The sequence below is a fragment of the Rhodococcus sp. T7 genome (assembly GCF_009872365.1).
Classification (GTDB): Bacteria; Actinomycetota; Actinomycetes; order Mycobacteriales; family Mycobacteriaceae; genus Rhodococcus_F.
Genome location: NZ_WXYH01000007.1, coordinates 1 through 18,301, shown reverse-complemented (window position 1 = coordinate 18,301; position 18,301 = coordinate 1). Strand labels below are relative to the sequence as shown.

Here is an 18,301-nt window from a genome sequence, read left to right as displayed (position 1 = left end):
CGTCGATCTGTGAGCAACCGGCCTGCGCCCCGGGCACCGGGATGCGCAAGCCGTGGTCAGGAATGGCCCTCTGACGCGCTCGGCTTCAGCAAATCCTCACCGTTGTTCCTGACGTTGTTGACGGCCTTGGACACCGGATAGGTGTCCAAGCTGCCCGGTTGCGGTGGCGCCATCAAGGATCGGGCGTAGTCGACGTCGGTGTTCGTCGGGTCGAGCCAGTCCGCCCAATTCTCCTGGGCCACACTCATCGGCATCCGATCGTGAATATGTCCCACGTCGTCGGTTGCATCGGTGGTGATGACTGCGAACGTGACCACCCAGGCGTCCGGGTCGTCGTCGGGGGCGTCGGGGTTACGCCAGAAGTCGAAGATGCCAGCCAACGGGAGAATGCCACCGTCGGTCGGATGGATGTAGTACGGCTGCTTGAGCGGTTTCCCGGACTTGCCGACCTCGTCGGTCGGGAACCACTCGTAGAACCCCGAAACCGGCACAATCCCGCGCCGCGATCTGAAACACTGCCTGTACGCGGGCTTTTCGTGCACGGTCTCCGCGCGAGCATTGATCATGCGTGAGCCGATCTTCGGATCCTTGGTCCAGAATGGCGTCAAACCCCATTTGAGGTTGCGTAACTGTCGCTGGGGCTTCTCGCCGCCGGCGTCCTTCGGTACACGTGCGATCACGACCGGTGAGGTCTTCGTTGGCGCGACGTTGTAGTCCGCCGCCATCTCAGGGTCGGCCCGCTCGAGTTCGATCTCGAAAGTCTCGAGCAGCGTCGCCCTGCTCGTCGTCGATGCGTAGCGACCACACATACCGACAGCGTGCCACGACTCACCGACGAGTCGAGTGAAGCCAACAGTCGGGCGCCGTGGAAACCCTCTGCTCGAGCTCCGCTTGGATGCGGCCTTGGGATGGACGACTCGCACCCATGCTCCACACTGTAAGTCTTCCGCTGATAAATGCGACGTTTTCCCAGCGCGCCTCAACATATCCAAGCTTCTCAATCTGGAACAATGCACGAACCGGATGGCGGACGCGGAGCCTGGAGGCGAAATGAGTAGATATTACAAAAGCGGTACATATCGTCAACTATGGACATTGTCGGGCAATCAGTGCGCGTACCACTACGGAAAAGACAATTGTCGCCACGCTCTCATCGACGAGAACGGGGCATTCAACGGAGAAATAGCTCATATCGTGGGCGAAAGCGACAATGGCCCACGCGCGGAGAAATCCTGGTCTGATGACATGCGAAACGCTCCTTCCAATCTGATGATCATGTGTGGATATCACCACTCAATGATCGACAAGCGGCAAAATTGGAGCACTTACACCGTTCAACGCCTTCGAGACATGAAACGGCAACACGAGGAGAAGTATAGGAACGGCATATCGCAGTTATGGGAGACGATGGAACGGCAGGCAAGAATGCCGATCGACGTAACTGCGCAGTTCATTGGCGAACAGGCACCGAATATAGCTCGTTTGGTACAAATTCTCGAATTGCCCGAGGACGACGCAGTGGAGAAAGAGTACAACGAGCAATACATGCTTGCTGTCAATAAACTTCAAGAGGTACTTTCGAAAATACCCCTGCGAGTCCGATCCACTCTGGCAATAATTTTGAAGTACGGCACGGGCGATCCTATAGAGATCAGCTGGCATGAGCTTACGGCGCACACGGTGAACTACGATGATTCCAATGTTCGCGACATTCAGGAGGATGTCAGGGTGTTAAACAAGAACGGAATCGCCACCGGGCCCTACGAAAACATTGATGATGTACTCATGATCTCGCTGAGAGAACCGCGTGTTTTCATAAGCGATACGGCAGTTAGATGGGACGATTATCCAGGCGAACTCGGATATTCGAAAAATAGGGACGAAGAGGTAGTCGCAGGTTATGGCTTTTGGCGGGGCCTTAAGGAAATCGTCGACGGAGACGATGAGCTACTCAGGGAGATGATCCACGGCGCAGACTTCACAGCACTAAGCGGCAGCGGCGGTGAGTGAGTGGGCGTGTGAGTCGCGTACGCCGTCGGCTCGGGAGTGTTCGACCGTACCGGGTTTTCCGCAGCCTATGCCTACGAGGCAAAACGGCCTGAACGCCGTTCTGCGTCCACCAGGTCCGGTTTAGCCAAGGCAATACCGGAAACGTGCAGATGGCGCGGAGGGTGTGTGGTTGATCAGTCGGGTTGTGTGCGGCGACGCGCCTGGCGGCGGACGTGGCGTGCCATGAGATGCGCTCTGTTCTTTTCGCTGCGGAAGATCTCTCTGTTCACCGCCTGCTCGATCATGCCCGGGGCCTCGAGCACACGCTCCGCGGCCAGACGCATCAACTCGGCACGATCGGACCCCACTCGTGCGGCCAACCCGTCGAGGCTGTCCCGCAGCGGGGCGTCGAAGTGCACATTCACCCTGGCGGGGAAGATCTCGGGCCGAAGATCGCGCAACGGTGCGATGGTCTCCAGGTCCGTGGCGAGGTCACCGGGCTTATCGAGCAGGCGACGAAGAGCAACCCGAAGAAGCGCGGTGCCCAAGCTTGTCCCGTGCCGGCCGGCGAGGCGCCAGATCTGTTGCTTGGCCGATGGGTTGACCATCACCTCGACCTTCTCGGACAGTCCGGTCCACTCGGCCTCGCGGAGCATCGGATGTTTGTAGCGTCCGGGGGTTTCCAGGAACCGGTGCAGGGCAATCCGCACGAGTGCGCTGACCGTGGTGTCGTACTCGACGGCCAACGCCGTGAACTTCTGGACGGTGTCCGGTTCCAGTTTGAGCGTGAGCATGACCAGCGGAATCGCCCGCCGCACTGCCGAGAGTCGCCGCGCTTCCTCGAGACGGTTGCGGACGGCTTTGGGCTGGGTGACCAGTCGTCGGCAGGCGACACGGATCAGCGCCCCGAACCGGCGAGGACCGAGGCCCTCGGCCATCTCGTCGAGTCGGTGTTTGGTCTCCGGGTCGAAGCGCAGCGCGATCGGATCGCCCACCGGGATCCGCCCTGGCCTCGACTCAGTCATTTATCGCTCTTCTCGTCCGCCGATGCGCATAGTTGTGCCCCGGCATCGGTGACGCCGGGGCACAGGGGTGTTCCGGGAACATGAATGGGGGGATGCACCAGAACGAATTCGAGTCTACGGATCGCCACCGACAGGGGAGCCGCGCGGCCGCAACGGGCCAGTCGGCAAAGTACCTCGTGGATCCGCTGCCGAACACGGACTTTCCAGTGAAGTGCGGACATCATGCTCAACCGAGCCCGGTCGGCACCACTGGCATCCGACTGGAGGAAGACAAGGTCTACGAGCGACCTTAGGCAAAGGCGAGGCGAGGCGAGGCGACTACAAACTAGCCAAAGACCGGGCTGACAATAGTCGATTCGTCTCCGAACCCGCCCGAACAGCACATTCACGAACTCACGGGCGTCGAGAACCAATGTCGAAAACTGTGTCGAGAAACCTCGCGTCTGGGTATTGTCGTCACAATGCTGATCGGTTACGCCCGCGTCTCCAGTGCAGACCCCGACCACCAGATCGATGCGCTGGTCCGCGCCGGGGTGGCCGCCGAGAACATTCACGTCGATCATGCGGGCGGAGCGAAGACGTCACGCCCCCAGCTCGACCTGGTACTGGCACGGCTACGCGAGGGCGACATCCTGGTGATCACCCGACTCGACCGGCTCGGACGGTCGGTGCTGCACCTGGTCACCCTCGGCGCCGAGCTACGTGAGCGCGGCATCGGCCTGAAGGTGCTCGAGCAGGGCATCGACACCGCCACCGCCGAGGGCCACGCCATGTTCGGCATGCTGTCGGTCCTCGCCGATCTCCAGCGCGAGCTGACCGTGGCCAACACCCGAGACGGGCTGGCCGCCGCCCGCGCCCGCGGCCGTAAGGGCGGCCGGCCCTCGAAGCTCAGCCCGGACCAGATCGAACTCGCTCAACGCCTCTACGACGCCGGCGAGCACACCGTCGCCCAGATCGCGGGCATGCTGAAGGTGCCGCGCACCACCGTCTATGGGCATCTGAACACCCGCCGGAGGGACAGCGCACCGGCCGCGCAGGAGAGCGCCGTGGTCGCCGATCCACCTGTCCGCCCGTCTCGGACGTGCCCATCCTGCGGATATGAGCCGACCACTCGCGCCGAGGCGGCACACCAACGTGCCGACCTCGCGGTGACCTGGCTCCACGCCGACCCCCACCACCGGGGGAGAGTTATCAGCCTGCACCACTGTCGGCATTGCGAACCCGGGCAACCGGCATTCGACATCGCCTGCAGCGTCTGCGGCGACGGACCCATCCTCGCCGGCGCGCTCGCCGAGCAAGCGAAGAACGGCAACCTGACCGAGCCCGTTCGACGATGGCTCACGGCAGCGGAATGGGCAGTTACCCCGGATCTCTTCTGTCCGGGCCACGCATATGCCGCGGACGGACCCGAGGCGACCACGCTGGCCTACCTGGTGCCCCCAAGCCGAACTGGCCGCCACTGGGACCATACCGTTGAAATGTCGCGATAGCTGTGCCGCCGCGGGGCTGCGGTAAGGCAGCTATGGCGGCTTCCGCGACGAGCAACAGGTCACCGACATGCTGCGCAACATGCTCGACGAACGCTCAGATCGTGGACGACCGAGGAACTGAACGGCCCGCTCCCCCAACGATTTTCATTAGCCGATAAGTGTTATTACGTCAACTAAACTATTCTGTATTGCATCTGATGAATCATCAGCACGCAGCCAGCGCCCGCGCACGCAAGTCGATGTCCCCGTAGATCGGTGTAGGCGGCGTCGAAGGCGGCCAGATCGAGGCCGAGGTCGGCGGCGTATCCGCGGAATACCTCGCAGGGAACCACCGGCTCTCTCGATCGCGGCAACCGAAATAGTTGGTTCAACCGGTGGGTCAGTTGCCGAACTCGGACCAGATCGACGCTGACGAACGGGAACCTCCGACATCGGCTCCGGCAGCGTGGGGTGGTGGGCCACGTGCCGTAGACGGTCCACCGCGCCCGGGGCGCCGGGGCGCCGCCGGACCACACGCCGAGATGTGTCCGGCCTCACAGAGGTTGACTTCGGTAGCCCGAACATTTTTACTAAGACAGCCAATCAGGCAAGGGCAGCCTTAACTACACCCTGTGAAGAGGCTGTGAGGACCGAGAGGAGCCGTCGTGAATCCCGCACTGCGTTCGCCGAGATCGGCTCGACCTCACCGGTGCACCCCGCACCATGTCCGAAAGGCCTGCACAGCACACCAGAAGGTGGATCCGGTGGTGCGGTAGCCCCCGCACACTGACCACTGATCGAGGGATAGGCGTCCGGGGCAGCGCGCGCCACCCACCGCACCGATATCGGTGCGGATTTCTGTTCGCGCACTCGTACCAGAACCGGACTCACCGATGCACAACCCTTCCCGCGCTCCCACAGCTTCCGACGCGGTCACGTCGGCGACCGCGCCGACTCTCCGCTGCTCTCTCACCCCGCTTCCCTCCCCGCGGCGACGCGCGGACGCCGTCCTCTGGGGTGAGCACCGCGGCACCCCAGCGCGGCCAGCCGACGGCACACGGCCGACTCTGTTCGCGAACGAACCGGATCGACCCCTGGCACTTAACGATTCGTGGTGGATTATTGCGCTCGCCGGCATCCTTGCCGCGGCGTTCGTGGCCGCGGCGGCGTGGATATCCATCCATGTCACCGTCGATCCGGTGCTCCACACTGCGGCGTTGTTCGTGCACCTCGCATCGCTGGTGCTCGGGTTCGGTGGCGTCCTGATCGCCGACTATCTGGTGCTGGTCTGGGTATCGGGCCGCTCGACCCTCACTGAGGCGATCACCGGAGCACACCGCCTGCATCTGCCGATCTGGACCGGGCTGGCCGGGCTGGTCGCCAGCGGCGCCCTGCTCGAACCGAACCTCGCCTCGACCCTGACCCGGGTCAAGATCGCCTGCGTGCTGATCCTGACCCTCAACGGCCTGCAGGCACTGATCCTGAGTCGCCGCATGGCCCGCGCCGACACCGGCACCCTCGCACCGGCACTGACCCTCTGGGGTGCGGCCACCGCGTCGATCTCCCAGATCTGCTGGTGGTCAGCGGTCTGGATCGGCTTCTGGAACGCCGAACACTGACCTTTCTCGACGCCATCGAAGACAACACCTACGACACCCACTCCTGCTTGCCCGGTCAGGACGCGAACGCGTGCACCGGAATCCCGAAAGGATCTGTCATGCAACGACCTAAACCCCACCGTGTCGCCGCGGCCTGTGCGGCGCCACTCGCCGCCCTACTGCTCGGCGCCACCGGATGCAGCCCCGCCGCCCCGGCCGCCGATACCGAGACGCTGCCCGGCAACCGCTATGCCGCCACGACACTCGTGGCGAGCAACGACTCCTACGGTGCCGCGGCCACGGTCCCCGAGATGGTGAACGCCTGGGGCGTCGCGATCCGCCCGCAGGGCGATGGAGGGCACTTCTGGGTCGGGGCCGGCGGGACGTCGTTCGAATTCGTCGGCGACGTGAGCGCCTCCCCCGACCCGGCGCTGCGACCATTGCACCAGGACGGACTGCACGAGGTCACCGTCCCCGGCGCCGACTCCGACACCTCCGACACCGGCGGTGGGAAGGTCACCGGGGTGGCGTTCAACCCCGCCCCCCTGGCCTCCGACAGCTTCGCCGTCACCGGACAACCCGTCGACGTGCACGGGCACCCGGAAATGCTCGCCGGGTCCTCCCGATTCCTCTTCGCCACCGACACCGGCCGCATCGCCGGCTGGACCGAACAAGGCACCGGCGGCCGAATCGTCCGCCACGACGGGCCCGCACTGCAGACGTTCGACGGCGGCCCAGCGGGAATGAGTTTCTTCGGCCTCGCGCTCGCCCCGGGCCGCGACGACACGTTGTGGGCGGCCGACTTCGGCGCCGACCCGCAGATTCGGCAGTTCGACAAGTTCTGGCGCCCGGTACCGACACAGGGATTCGTCAACCCGTTCGCCACCGGCGACCCGGTCGATCCGGCCGACCCGGGGTCGGGCAAGCGGGCCCGGCCGGGAGATCCCGCCCCGTTCAACCTCGTCACCTCCGGTGACCGTGTGTTCGTCACCTACGCCGTCACCAAGGCCGCCGAGGACTCCGCCGACGGCAGCGAATTCGATGCGGGCGAGGAGGACTCGCTTGATGCCGAGCAGGAGGCCGCGGCCGGCGACCGCCCGGACCGCGGCAAGGTCGCCGAGTTCGACCGGGCCGGCAATCTCGTGCGGGTGCTCGACGACGGTGGCCGCCTCAACGCACCGTGGGGCGTGGCCGTCGCACCGGCCGACTTCGGGGCGCTCAGCGGCAGCATCCTGGTCGGCAACTTCGGGGGCGCCGGACGCATCGCCGCGTTCGACGACACCACCGGGGCCTTCATCGACTACATCCGCGACGAATCCGGCGCCGTTCTCGGGGTGGAGGGACTGTGGGGTCTGCTATTCGGCAACGGGGAAAGCCTCGGCGACAGCAACTCGCTCTACTTCACCGCCGGCCCCGCCGACGAGAAGGACGGCGTCTTCGGCCGCCTCCGTGCCGCGAACTGAACACCGGAGCGACACCATGACCCGAGGTCTCGGACTTCGCATAGGAACGGCGCACGCGGTCGCTGCGATCGGGCCGGACGACGCCGGCCGCATCGACTCGGTCCTCACGCGCCGGTCGACACTGACGTTCGGCCCGGACTCGGCCGTGCGCCTGGGCGATCCACCCGACGGCGCCATGGTGCTCGCCGAGTTCGCGCACCGAATCGGGGAGGTCCTCGTCGCGGGCGACGGGCACCGCTACATCGGGCAGGACCTTGTCGCCGTCGCCGTGCACTGTCTGGTCGCCGAGACGAACCTCCCCACCGACACCCCCGCCGTGCTGACATACCCCGCGGTTTACACCACCGAAGCCGTGCGCGACCTCCGCCGCGCGCTCGACCGGGCCGGGCTGGCCGGGGTCGGGCTCGTTCCCGAACCCGTCGCCGCGCTCGCCTGGTACGAGGCCGAGCACGGGCTACTGGTCGACGGTTTCGTGCTCGTCTGCCACGTCGATGCCGGCGGCCTGGATCTGACGATCCTGGCGGCCGGCACCACCGGCGGGCCCGACCCGATCGTCGGGCGCCCGCTGCGTTCGACCGAATTCACCAGCCGCCCACCCGAACCGACCCTCCACGCCGTGTCGTCGCTGCATGATCTCGCCGCAGACTCCCTCGACGTCGCCGGTCTTCACGCATCCGACCTGGTCCTCGTTCTCCTCACCGGCGCCGAGACATCCTCCGGGCTGCGTGATCGACTCGAGGAGCTGGACGCACCGGTGATCTGCCCGCCGCATCCGGAAACCGCTTCGGCGCGGGGCGCCGCGTTGCTTGCGGCCGCATCACCGTTCCAGATCGCCCCACCGGGGCAGACGGTGCGACCACGCCGCGGCCGCCACCTGAGTATCGCCGCGGCGGTCGTGGCTGCGGCCGCACTGATGGTGCCCTCGTTCACCGCCGACACCCGACCCGACCCACGCCACGACGACACCGCAGCGGCCAGCCGCCCCTCGCCCCAGCATGGATTCCGGCTGGTCGAACGTGGCGCACCGGCACACCTTTCCTCGGCCAGCGCCGTCCCCGCCCCCACCGCGGCGGCGACCGTGATCCTCGACGCGAATCCGGCGCAGCCGGCTCCCCGCATCGTGGTCCTCACTGCCCAGGCTTTCCTGCCCGCCCAGCCCTTCCTGCCGTCCCGGCCCGCACCGGTCGACCCGGTCACCGAATCGCCCACCGATTCCGACACCACCATCGAACCCACCACACCGAAACCGTTGTCCGATATCTCGTATCCCTCGCCGCCCCCTGCACCCAGCACCGGACCGACACCGGCACCAACACCGACGACGGACCCGGACGAATCGACCGTGCCCACCGAGCCACCACCAACTCCGGCCGACGAAACCGACCCACCCCCGGAACCGACAGATCCGTCGATGCCGCCGAGCGCGGATCACTGACCACGCCGTCGCGGCCGTCCTGATCGTGATCGGATTCGGCTTCTTCTGCCAGGGAATCCACTCTTCGTGCCGGGCCGACCGAGCCGCATGACGGCCATACCGCAGCCAACGACGCTGGCCCAGCTGGTCGGGATGTGAAGCTTCGACATCTGCAGCACTCTTCCCGGTGTGAGTCCGCGGGCTGCCACAACCCAAGGTAACCCAGCCCACGATCCTGACACCGATGCAATGCCTACTGCGCCATCTGTTCTCCGGTCACCAGGAAGATCACCCGGCGGCCGACCACCACGGTGTGGTCACCTATCGACAAGGGGCTCGTGAGTTCGCGCATCGGGATTGTTCTAGTGACGCCGGCCATGCTCGAGAAACTGAGCACCGATCGAAGCATCGCGAGCAATGAGCTCAGTGCTCTGCTCCGCCGCAACCTCTTGGTGCCGGTCATGCATGGTGTGACGTTCGAGCAGCTCCACCAGGTCAGCCCTACGCTCGCGTCGCGTAGTGGTTTTAGCACGGTCGAGGAGCCTATGGAGGACATCGTCGTGAAGATCGCCGAACTCGTCGGGACACTCGACGCCGAAGAAGCCGACGAGCTCAGCATGAAATAGGGGCCAAGTAGCACCGAATAGCGAAGCGCTAGGACGCCTCGACAGTTGACCCCGAATCGACGATGCCTCCGGCTCCATAGAGCGGAGGCAACGTCGTCAGTGCGCCGATACCGGCAGAAAAGTCAGCTGCCGAAGATCGACCCAGAGATCCCGTCGCGGGTGCTTCGACGGTGACCGTGACTGTGCGGCGGACGGGGGCGCCGACACCGTTGCCCGCGGTGAGAGTGAACGTGTAACTGCCTGCAGCGGTGGATGTTCCGGACAAGATCGGAAACACCGGTGACGGGATCGTTCGCGAATGTGTTCCGGGCGGAAGCTTCGCCGAGTCGACGGCGGTGACGGCCGGGGCCGGGGTCCCGGTGTTGTAAAGGCGCGAGTGAGACTGGTCCCGACGGTGCCCGTCAGCGTCACGGGTGATCCGTGTCTTGTGGCGGTGAGAATCATGAGCGCCATTCCCGATCGCCCGCCAGCAAAACTCACCGAGGACCAGGTATCTGACCGACCACGTCGGTCGGAAATCACTGAGCAGTTCGGCGGCCCGGTGGTAGGTGGCGCGGCAGGATCTTCAGCGCGCCTCGTCCGGTCGACCATCCACGTGGGCCGCTCGCCTGGTATTTTCGGTCGAGTTCGGACGTGCCGCCCCAGATGCCGTACCGCTCTCCCACTGTGATCGCATGGAGTCTGCATTCCGCTCGCACCGGACACGTGCCGCACACACTCTTCGCGATCGCTTCGCGCCGTCGGCGGTCTGCCCTGCACTCACCTTCTGCCGGAAAGAAGATGTCTGAGTCCATGTGTCGGCAGTCGGCATGCGTCTGCCAATCCCATAGTTCTGCTAGTGGCGGTGGAAGCCTGGGAGTGTTCTTCGACATCGACGATGAGATTCTCTCTCAGAGGCTATGCGGCGTATGCGGTCAGACCCTGGCGGTGGCGGCGTGGTCGCGAATCCAAGTCACCATCTCGAAAAGGGTGGAGGTCCGTACGCGGGACCATGGGCTGAAAGCGCTGCCACGGATGATCGAGTCGCTGAATGAGACGCCGCGCCACGTGGCCGGGAGGGGGCGTTGTTCGACTCGTTGCGACGGTGGCACACCCGTGTGCCGGGTGCGGCACCCCGGAGCGGTGAGCTCGCGGGGTACCACACCCGGTGTCACCGGGTCAGCGGAGGTCGAACCGATCGAGGTTCATCACCTTGTCCCATGCGGAGACGAAGTCGTGCACAAACTTCGTCTTCGCGTCGTCGGCGGCGTAGACCTCGGCGAGCGCGCGGAGTTCCGAGTTCGACCCGAACAGCAGGTCGACACGGCTGCCGGTCCACTTCACTCCACCGGTGGTGAGGTCGCGGCCCTCGTATATACCCGAGTTCACGGATGTGGGCGCCCACACCGTTTCCAGATCGAGCAGGTTCACGAAGAAGTCGTTGGTCAACGACCCGAGGTTCGCGGTGAACACGCCCAGCGAGGACTGGTTGTGGTTCGCGCCCAGCACCCGCAGGCCACCGATCAGCACCGTCAACTCGGGAGCGCTGAGGTTCAACAGATTCGCCTTGTCGATCAACAAGTACTCGGCGGGCAGCCGGTGTGCCGTCCCGAGGTAGTTGCGGAACCCGTCTGCGCTCGGCTCGAGCGCCGAGAAGGATTCCACGTCGGTCTGTTCCTGTGTGGCGTCGGCCCGTCCCGGAGTGAAGGGCACCTCGATGTCGTGTCCGGCGTTCTTGGCGGCCTGCTCGACAGCCGCAGTTCCGCCCAGCACGACCAGATCGGCGAACGACACCCGGGTGTTCCCGGTCTGGGCGGAGTTGAACGACTCCGCGATGCCCTCGAGGGTGCGTACCACGTGCGCGAGCTCGTCGGGGTTGTTGACCTCCCAGCTCGCCTGCGGCTCGAGACGGATACGTCCGCCGTTGGCGCCGCCGCGCATGTCGCTTCCGCGGAACGACGACGCCGCCGCCCACGCAGTCGAAATCAACTGTGGAACAGTCAAGCCCGACGACAGGATCTGGCGTTTGAGCGACGCGATGTCGTCGGCGCCGATGAGGTCGTGGGTCACGGCGGGGATGGGGTCCTGCCATAGCAGCGTTTCCTGCGGGACCAGCGGTCCGAGGTAACGGTCGACCGGGCCCATGTCGCGGTGGGTCAGCTTGTACCAGGCCTTGGCGAATTCGTCCGCGAGCTCCTCGGGGTGGTCGAGCCAGCGACGGGTGATCTTCTCGTAGGCAGGGTCGATCCGCAGGGAGAGGTCGGTGGTCAGCATGGTGGGGGCGTGCCGCACCGAGGGGTCGAAGGCGTCGGGCACGGTGCCGGCACCGGCGCCGTCCTTCGCGATCCACTGGTTGGCACCGGCGGGGCTGGTGCTTAGCTCCCATTCGTAGCCGTACAGGGTTTCCAGGAAGCTGTTGTCCCACGTGGTCGGGGTGGGTGTCCAGGTCACCTCGAGGCCACTGGTGATGGTGTCCTTGCCCTTACCGGTGCCGAAGGAACTTTTCCAGCCCAGGCCCTGCTCCTCGAGCGGTGCGGCCTCGGGTTCCGGGCCGACGTGGTCGGCGGGGCCGGCCCCGTGGGCCTTGCCGAAGGTGTGGCCACCGACGATCAGGGCGGCCGTTTCTACATCGTTCATCGCCATCCGGGCGAACGTCTCACGGATGTCCGTTGCCGCGGCGAGCGGGTCCGGGTTGCCGTTCGGGCCTTCGGGGTTGACGTAGATCAGACCCATCTGAACTGCCCCGAGGGGCTTTTCGAGGTCCCGCTCACCGGTGTAGCGATCGTCGCCGAGCCAGGTGAGTTCCGGCCCCCAGTACACGTCCTCTTCCGGTTCCCACCGGTCCTCCCGGCCTCCGCCGAATCCGAAAGTCTTGAATCCCATCGATTCGAGTGCAACGTTGCCGGCGAAGACCATGAGGTCGGCCCACGACACCGTCTTGCCGTACTTCTTCTTCACCGGCCACAGGAGCCGGCGGGCCTTGTCGAGGTTCGCGTTGTCGGGCCAGCTGTTCAGGGGCGCGAACCGCTGCATCCCGGCGCCGGCGCCGCCGCGTCCGTCGGTGGTGCGGTAGGTGCCCGCGGCGTGCCATGCCATGCGGACGAAGAGGGGACCGTAGTGCCCGAAGTCGGCGGGCCACAACTCGTGTGAGGTGGTCATGACCTCCTCGATGTCACGCTTGAGAGCGTCGAGGTCGACGGCCGCGAATTCCTTGGCGTAGTCGAAGTCCTCGTCCATGGGATTGCGCACGGCGGGGTTCTTCTGCAGGATTTTCAGGTTGAGCTGGTTCGGCCACCAGTCACGGTTTCCCCCGCCTTCAGTGGGGTGCTTCTGGCGACCGTGGGCAACGGGGCAGCCGCCGCTCTGCGCGGGTTCCGTTTGGGCCTCGGCGATCGGAGGGTGTTCTTCTGCGATGGTCTGGGTGTCAGTCACTGCTTTCCTTCCAAAAAGGGGAGTAATTTCGGGTTGTGCTTGGTGGATCGGGTTGTCAACGGTGTGATGGGGAACAGTCGGGGCACGTGCCCCAGAAGATGACCTCCGCCTCGTCGACACGAAATCCGTTGTCGTGCGAAGCGGTCAGGCACGGAGTGTCACCGACGGCGCAGTCGACGTCAGCGATGGCCCCACAGGACCGGCAGACCACGTGGTGGTGATTGTCACCGACCCGAGACTCGTAGCGGGCCAGGGAGCCTGCCGGTTGGATCCGCCGCACCAACCCTGCCGCGGTCACCGCGTGAAGCACGTCGTACACCGCCTGCTGAGACACTCGCGGCAGCACACCGCGCACCGTCGCGAGGATCGTCTCCGTGTCGGCGTGGGGGTTCGCCTGCACCGCTTCCAATACCGCAACCCGGGGCTGGGTCACCCGCAGCTCGGCGAGCCGCAGCTGTCGTGCGAAATCCGTTGTCGAAGACACGGGCAGACTATGCCCCGGCTTTCTGTAACTGATCAAGATGATGCGTCATATTGAGACGCTCCGGACGGCGGCTGCCGGGCAGAATACTCACCAGTCGTGTGGTGGGACGGGAATCGGTGGCGTCTTTGGCCAGCGTGATCAGATTCCCCTCGAGATGGATGAGGGTGGAGTAGAGCGACCGGTCCGGTTGCGGTGCCAGCACCCGCAGTTGATGTAACCGGCAGAGCGAAGCGTTGCCAAAAGATGTTGTGGCCGTCATCATTTCGCCCCATCCAAGCCGTCTGATCGAACGGGTATAGTCTTCGGCCCGGGTGTCGGTGTCCATGCGCGGCGAGGCGGAACGGTCGGTGTACAGGGATGCAAGGTGGTGCTGGAGGGTTGCTTCGAGGTCACGGAGTTGCTCCAAAGCCACTCGATGGTGTGAGTACTGGGTGTCCTCGAGAAGGAGGTCGAACACGGCCGTCGCGAAGACCGCACCCATGTAAGCGTGGCCGAGGAGGTACTGGTACTCAGACCTAGTCGTGCACAAACTATTCGAGCGATTGTCCACCACTCAGTTCACCTCCGCCCGTTGTCGGATTCCTTGTCACCGACCGGCACTCCGACGTCAGCGTTGCGGGCCGGCACCGGCGAGCAGGTTGCGGGCCTCGGCGGCTGGTGGGTGTTGTCGGCGCTGATCGAACGCGGTAGGTAGCAACTATGGGTCTTACCATCGGTGCGGTGGCCATCTTTCCGCGAGGCCGCGAGACTGGCTCGGCATGCGGTGATCAGGCGGGTGGTGGCCGGGCTGCTCCCGTCGCCGCATCGAGGGCAGACGATGGTGGCCGTTCCTGCGATCTCGTCGATGACCACGGGCAGGGGGACGGCGCAACGACGGCACCATCGGTGTCGCGTCACTGCGTTGATATGGGCCGGCGACGCGACGCATTGGTGGATCCAGCGATGGTGCAGTGGGCACGTGACGCGGTCGTCGGGGACCAAGCGCAGAGCTTCCTCGGCAGCGTCCTCGCCCGCGAGACGCGCATCGAATGCGCCTGGTGAATACCGGGATGCAGAGAAGCAGAGGGTGCCGGTCAGGGTGGTCATGATGTCACCTCCACCAGATCGAATTGTGCATGCAGTTGCGCCCAGGTGGTCTTGCGGCGGCCGTCGGAGCTGCGGTAGGTGACGTCGCCGTCCGGCAGCCAGGTCCGCATCAGGTCATCACGCACGGGAGGGCGGTCGGTGGGGGCGGCCGTCGTGCACAGTGGAGCCACCAGCCAGACCCGACCACTACCGGAGCAATCTCGCCCAGTCGTTGTGTGCAGAGTATGCGGGTTCGTCGTCATCGGGATCACCTTTTCGATTGCCTCGGTAGTGCGAAGCCTCGGTGTGGAGTCAGATGAAGCCGTCGAGCTTCTAACCGGGTGCACTATCTCTGTGTTCTCATGATCCGGCGGATCCGGTGTGATGGCCGTCTCATTTCCGGACACGGAAGGGATGCTGCCCGTAGGCGTCCCGTGGAGTGGTGGGGTTTGGGACTGAGCGGCGCGTCTCTGACGCAGAGAGGGCTATCGGCGGGATCTTCGGTGTGTATGGCCAAGCACGCATCGGAGAAAGAGAGGTCCACCGAACCATCGCCGCGATCAACCGTGCCGAGTAGGCACCGAGGATTCAACCTCACAGCCCACCACCCCACGGGCGCTCTCTGCTGCCCCGCCGAACTGGAGACGACCACAGAGGACCATCGGCACCCGATCGGCCGCGATTCGCGCGGCTTCCCGGCCCGTACCGGGTTCGGGCACTGCGCAATCCGGACCCGAGGCGGGAAGCCACGACGCGGGGGTGTTCGCGATCAGCGACAGCCGGGTAGCTCCGCGGGGCGGCCAGTCCAGGCTTGGGAGAGGACCTTACAAGCCGATTCCGAATTCCTTGATTTTCCGGTAGATCGTCGCGCGTGAGATGCCGAGCGCGGTTGCCGCTGCCTTCTTGTTTCCGTGGTTTTCTTCGAGGCTGCGGACGATGGCGTCTCGCTCCAGGGCCTCGATCTGGGTGAGTGCGTGTCGGCTCAGTGCCCGGCATACCGGTGGCAACTGATCGACTCCGGCGATGCCGGTGCGTTGCCGCTGCACCACCTCCTGGAGGACCTGCCGGAGCTCGCTCACGTTTCCGGGCCAGCTGTATTTACACAGTTGACGCATCGCCGCAGGCGAGAGCGATAGCTCTGCCCCGTGGCCCAGCCGACGGAGCAGGAGCGGTACCAGGTCGTGGAGATCCTCGATGCGGTGGCGCAACGCGGGCACGGGCACGGTGTGGCCGAAATAGGGCAGGATCAGCGTGTCGAGATCGGTGTTGTGCGCGGCAGCGCCGATGGTGACACCGATCCAGCCGGCGTGCTCGCGTCCGTCGATGAGGTCGGCGACGGACCGCTGATGCTCCTCGTCGAGCAGATCGATGTCGCGGAGGATGATGCTGAAGCGGTCCTGTTCGAGTTCTTGCCGAAGCGCCTGCATGGCGCCACTGTCCCCCGACAGCTCCGCCGCAGCGAAAATTCGTGTTCCCACCGGAATATAGGCGATAGCCGCCGCTTTGAGTGCTGCGGTGCGACCGCTTCCCGGCTCTCCGGAAACCGTGACCCACTGTTGTTCGCGAGCACCGTGGGCGATCTGCTGGCAGCTACGGCGCCAGGACGCGCTGCTGCCGGTGATACCGGGCAAAGATTCATGTTTCACCATTGCCGGGACCGCGGAGTTGGCGGTGTCGAGGAGGTGTACGTAGAACAACGCCATCTGCCGTCGCGATCCGAACCCGAAATCCTCGGTGGACGACAGACGCACCGACAGCCCGCTGGGCAGGGCGACGATATGTCGATGCATGGCGGGCATTCCTGTCAGGTCGACAGCGTGCTCGAGCAACGCAGCTTGGTCCTGGGCATCCAGTGCCAGGCGCAGGCGACGGTTGAGCAGCACCAGATCGTCACCCAGAGCGAGAACCCCTACTTGCGGTGCCCGCCGACCGGCCTTCAGATAGGCGTTCAGCAGCGCTGTCTGCTCGGCACTGGCCTGTGCAAGGAGCCGGCCTTCGATCTGCGCGGTTGCGGATTTGGCCAGGGTGGCCAGCAGTGGTCCCCCGTCCTCGACCCAGCCGGTCAGGTCGAGCGCGCCGACGAGAGCTCCGGAAATCGGGTGGGTGATCGGGACACCGGCGCAGGCCAGTTGCCCGAGACATTCGACGTAGTGTTCGGCGCCGGTGACCAGGGTCGGTTGCCGGGTCTCGAGGGCAGTGCCGATACCGTTGGTACCTGCGAATTCTTCCGAGTAGCTGAAACCCGGGGCCAGGTTGACCGCGTCGAGTGTGCGATTGAGCCGCTGGCTGGCGGCGATCCTGGTCAGGATCACTCCGTCGGCGGATGTCAGAATCACACTGACCGGCTCGTCCACCAGCCCGTCCGCGAGCTGTTTCAGGACCGGTCCGGCCGCCGTGACGAGGGGACAGTCCAGGTTCGGCTCCCGGACAAACGGGAGATCGAGCTGATCAGGTCCCACTTTCAGGGACTTCGACCGCTGCCAGGAGGTGTAGATGTCCTGCCGAATGGAGCTGTCGAGATGATGCTCGGAGAGAAAGTGCTCGCGTGCTAGCTGTAGATCCTTGGCGGTCATGGTCTGTTTACGCCCTGTTCTTCCACCGGTTACGTCTATGAGCGTACGGCGTCTCAATGTGGTATGGGTCTCAGTATGAGACACCTGTAGCGGGTGATTCCCCGGTGGGCCGATGCCCCCGATGCACTCACGGTGTTCCGTCGGCGGCGGGGTTTCGGGTGTTACCCAGAGATAGCCGAGGCGGCGGCGGTCGCACGCGTGGTGCGTAGGGCGCCGGATGGCTGACTGAGGTAGCGCTTGCCCGATGTGCGCTTCCCGCACCTCTGCCACCGGGAACCTGCGACCTGCAGCGTCAGGTTCGTTCCGACCGGGTTGAGATCATTCAGGACGCTTCCGACCGGTGGGATCGGGACGGGTTACCGGACGGCTGGGTGGCCTGGGTGACATACGGCGGGCGAACCCCGGTGAGCGCTTCCAGCGTGCACAGCAGGTCGGTCACGGTGAGCGTGCTCGACACCGGGGGCCGCGCGGGTTCGGGGGCCGGACGGTGTGGGGGCCGCGGGACGGGGTTCACTGGCATGGTCGTGGCCTTTCGTCGTCGGGGATGGGCACCGGTGTGCTCGAGGGTGGTAGCCGTTCGGCGCATACGGCGAGAAGTCGTTGCCGCAGGACGTCATCGATGGGAACGAATCGGCGTGTGGCCAGATAACGGAGGCGTCCGAAGTACCGAGCCTCGTTCCACCCGAAGGTGAGGAAGATCTCTTCGGCGCTGCCGCCGCCGAAGTGCACCCATCGGGCGGCGAAGTCCAGTAGGAACTCGTCGTTCGCGTCGCACCGGGCCGCCGGGAGGACTACGGGATCGATATGTGCGCAGGTGTGCACCGCATCGGGCGACGACTGTGCGGGTGTCGTCATCCGCGAGCGGGGTGGGTGCAGTTCCCTCCCGGTCATATCGCGCGTCCCGGATTGAGAATCCCGGGAGGGTCGAACACCACCTTGATCTGACCCATCAGCACTCGCTCGTGTGTGCCTACCATCGTCTCGAGGTAGTTGCGTTTGAGATCACCGACGCCGTGCTCGCCGGTGATCGATCCGCCCAGCGCCAGGCACCGGGTGACCATTTCGTCGAAGGCGCGGTAGGCACGGTCGGATGCGTCGGGGTCAGCCGCGTCGAACACGATCGTGGGGTGGAGGTTTCCGTCCGCGGCGTGCCCGAAGGTGCCGACGAAAAGGTGGTGGCGGTC

The 18,301-nt window shown here is 65.2% G+C and carries 17 protein-coding genes; 6 read left to right on the top strand and 11 right to left on the bottom strand.

The window, feature by feature from the left end:
• Positions 1–56: 56 nt before the first annotated feature.
• A complete protein-coding gene (locus MLGJGCBP_RS01010; RefSeq protein ID WP_160093717.1) occupies positions 57–809 on the bottom strand; it encodes an SOS response-associated peptidase in 753 nt (250 codons plus the stop codon).
• A gap of 487 nt (positions 810–1,296) precedes the next feature.
• Here MLGJGCBP_RS01010 and MLGJGCBP_RS01005 point away from each other — a divergent pair, with 487 nt between their 5' ends.
• Positions 1,297–2,010 carry a hypothetical protein gene (locus tag MLGJGCBP_RS01005; RefSeq protein WP_160093716.1) on the top strand — a complete coding sequence of 238 codons (714 nt, stop codon included), beginning with the start codon at positions 1,297–1,299 and terminating at the stop codon, positions 2,008–2,010.
• Positions 2,011–2,183: 173 nt separating this feature from the next.
• On the opposite strand, the gene MLGJGCBP_RS01000 is transcribed toward MLGJGCBP_RS01005, so the two are convergent.
• Positions 2,184–3,014 carry a CopG family transcriptional regulator gene (locus MLGJGCBP_RS01000; protein WP_160093715.1) on the bottom strand — a complete coding sequence of 277 codons (831 nt, stop codon included), beginning with the start codon at positions 3,012–3,014 and terminating at the stop codon, positions 2,184–2,186.
• A gap of 461 nt (positions 3,015–3,475) precedes the next feature.
• Here MLGJGCBP_RS01000 and MLGJGCBP_RS00995 point away from each other — a divergent pair, with 461 nt between their 5' ends.
• The 5 genes from MLGJGCBP_RS00995 (at position 3,476) to MLGJGCBP_RS00975 (ending at position 9,584) form a co-directional block, all read left to right on the top strand.
• Positions 3,476–4,504, top strand: coding sequence for a recombinase family protein (locus MLGJGCBP_RS00995; RefSeq protein WP_160093714.1), 1,029 nt, complete (start codon positions 3,476–3,478; stop codon positions 4,502–4,504).
• Between the two features lie 872 nt (positions 4,505–5,376).
• Complete coding sequence (locus tag MLGJGCBP_RS00990) at positions 5,377–6,102, top strand: hypothetical protein (protein WP_160093713.1); 726 nt, start codon at positions 5,377–5,379, stop codon at positions 6,100–6,102.
• A 98-nt stretch (positions 6,103–6,200) separates the two neighbouring features.
• The gene (locus tag MLGJGCBP_RS00985) at positions 6,201–7,544 is read left to right on the top strand and encodes a TIGR03118 family protein (RefSeq protein ID WP_160093712.1); all 1,344 of its coding nucleotides are present in this window, start codon (positions 6,201–6,203) and stop codon (positions 7,542–7,544) included.
• Between the two features lie 16 nt (positions 7,545–7,560).
• Positions 7,561–8,979 carry a hypothetical protein gene (locus MLGJGCBP_RS00980; RefSeq protein ID WP_160093711.1) on the top strand — a complete coding sequence of 473 codons (1,419 nt, stop codon included), beginning with the start codon at positions 7,561–7,563 and terminating at the stop codon, positions 8,977–8,979.
• 317 nt (positions 8,980–9,296) lie between these two features.
• Complete coding sequence (locus MLGJGCBP_RS00975) at positions 9,297–9,584, top strand: hypothetical protein (RefSeq protein ID WP_201452923.1); 288 nt, start codon at positions 9,297–9,299, stop codon at positions 9,582–9,584.
• Positions 9,585–10,102: 518 nt separating this feature from the next.
• Here MLGJGCBP_RS00975 and MLGJGCBP_RS00970 read toward each other — a convergent pair.
• From MLGJGCBP_RS00970 to MLGJGCBP_RS00935, 9 genes are all read right to left on the bottom strand, one after another.
• Positions 10,103–10,456 (bottom strand): WhiB family transcriptional regulator, encoded by a 354-nt coding sequence (locus MLGJGCBP_RS00970; RefSeq protein ID WP_160093709.1) that lies wholly within the window; start codon positions 10,454–10,456, stop codon positions 10,103–10,105.
• A 286-nt stretch (positions 10,457–10,742) separates the two neighbouring features.
• Complete coding sequence (gene katG / locus MLGJGCBP_RS00965) at positions 10,743–12,977, bottom strand: catalase/peroxidase HPI (RefSeq protein ID WP_160093727.1); 2,235 nt, start codon at positions 12,975–12,977, stop codon at positions 10,743–10,745.
• A gap of 73 nt (positions 12,978–13,050) precedes the next feature.
• Entirely contained in the window at positions 13,051–13,479 is a 429-nt protein-coding gene (locus MLGJGCBP_RS00960) for a Fur family transcriptional regulator (protein ID WP_160093708.1), read from the bottom strand.
• A gap of 7 nt (positions 13,480–13,486) precedes the next feature.
• Positions 13,487–14,032 carry a hypothetical protein gene (locus tag MLGJGCBP_RS00955; RefSeq protein WP_160093707.1) on the bottom strand — a complete coding sequence of 182 codons (546 nt, stop codon included), beginning with the start codon at positions 14,030–14,032 and terminating at the stop codon, positions 13,487–13,489.
• A gap of 529 nt (positions 14,033–14,561) precedes the next feature.
• Complete coding sequence (locus MLGJGCBP_RS53100) at positions 14,562–14,690, bottom strand: hypothetical protein (protein ID WP_268960714.1); 129 nt, start codon at positions 14,688–14,690, stop codon at positions 14,562–14,564.
• A gap of 678 nt (positions 14,691–15,368) precedes the next feature.
• Positions 15,369–17,117 carry a sigma-54-dependent Fis family transcriptional regulator gene (locus tag MLGJGCBP_RS00945; protein ID WP_160093705.1) on the bottom strand — a complete coding sequence of 583 codons (1,749 nt, stop codon included), beginning with the start codon at positions 17,115–17,117 and terminating at the stop codon, positions 15,369–15,371.
• A 322-nt stretch (positions 17,118–17,439) separates the two neighbouring features.
• Positions 17,440–17,637: a hypothetical protein gene (locus tag MLGJGCBP_RS50270; protein ID WP_201452925.1), complete on the bottom strand. Its 198-nt coding sequence runs from the start codon at positions 17,635–17,637 to the stop codon at positions 17,440–17,442.
• Positions 17,628–18,008, bottom strand: coding sequence for a hypothetical protein (locus tag MLGJGCBP_RS00940; protein ID WP_236580856.1), 381 nt, complete (start codon positions 18,006–18,008; stop codon positions 17,628–17,630). The genes MLGJGCBP_RS50270 and MLGJGCBP_RS00940 overlap by 10 nt, the downstream gene beginning before the upstream one ends.
• Positions 18,005–18,301: FAD-linked oxidase C-terminal domain-containing protein (locus MLGJGCBP_RS00935; protein WP_328799363.1), on the bottom strand; the 297-nt coding region annotated here is incomplete at its 5' end. The genes MLGJGCBP_RS00935 and MLGJGCBP_RS00940, both read right to left, overlap by 4 nt.

Coding starts and splice junctions, on each gene's coding strand:
- MLGJGCBP_RS01010 (WP_160093717.1), bottom strand. CDS start 809: ATGTGTGGTCGCTACGCATCGACGACGAGCAGGGCGACGCTGCTCGAG.
- MLGJGCBP_RS01005 (WP_160093716.1), top strand. CDS start 1,297: ATGATCGACAAGCGGCAAAATTGGAGCACTTACACCGTTCAACGCCTT.
- MLGJGCBP_RS01000 (WP_160093715.1), bottom strand. CDS start 3,014: ATGACTGAGTCGAGGCCAGGGCGGATCCCGGTGGGCGATCCGATCGCG.
- MLGJGCBP_RS00995 (WP_160093714.1), top strand. CDS start 3,476: ATGCTGATCGGTTACGCCCGCGTCTCCAGTGCAGACCCCGACCACCAG.
- MLGJGCBP_RS00990 (WP_160093713.1), top strand. CDS start 5,377: ATGCACAACCCTTCCCGCGCTCCCACAGCTTCCGACGCGGTCACGTCG.
- MLGJGCBP_RS00985 (WP_160093712.1), top strand. CDS start 6,201: ATGCAACGACCTAAACCCCACCGTGTCGCCGCGGCCTGTGCGGCGCCA.
- MLGJGCBP_RS00980 (WP_160093711.1), top strand. CDS start 7,561: ATGACCCGAGGTCTCGGACTTCGCATAGGAACGGCGCACGCGGTCGCT.
- MLGJGCBP_RS00970 (WP_160093709.1), bottom strand. CDS start 10,456: ATGTCGAAGAACACTCCCAGGCTTCCACCGCCACTAGCAGAACTATGG.
- MLGJGCBP_RS00945 (WP_160093705.1), bottom strand. CDS start 17,117: ATGACCGCCAAGGATCTACAGCTAGCACGCGAGCACTTTCTCTCCGAG.
- MLGJGCBP_RS50270 (WP_201452925.1), bottom strand. CDS start 17,637: ATGCCAGTGAACCCCGTCCCGCGGCCCCCACACCGTCCGGCCCCCGAA.
- MLGJGCBP_RS00940 (WP_236580856.1), bottom strand. CDS start 18,008: ATGACCGGGAGGGAACTGCACCCACCCCGCTCGCGGATGACGACACCC.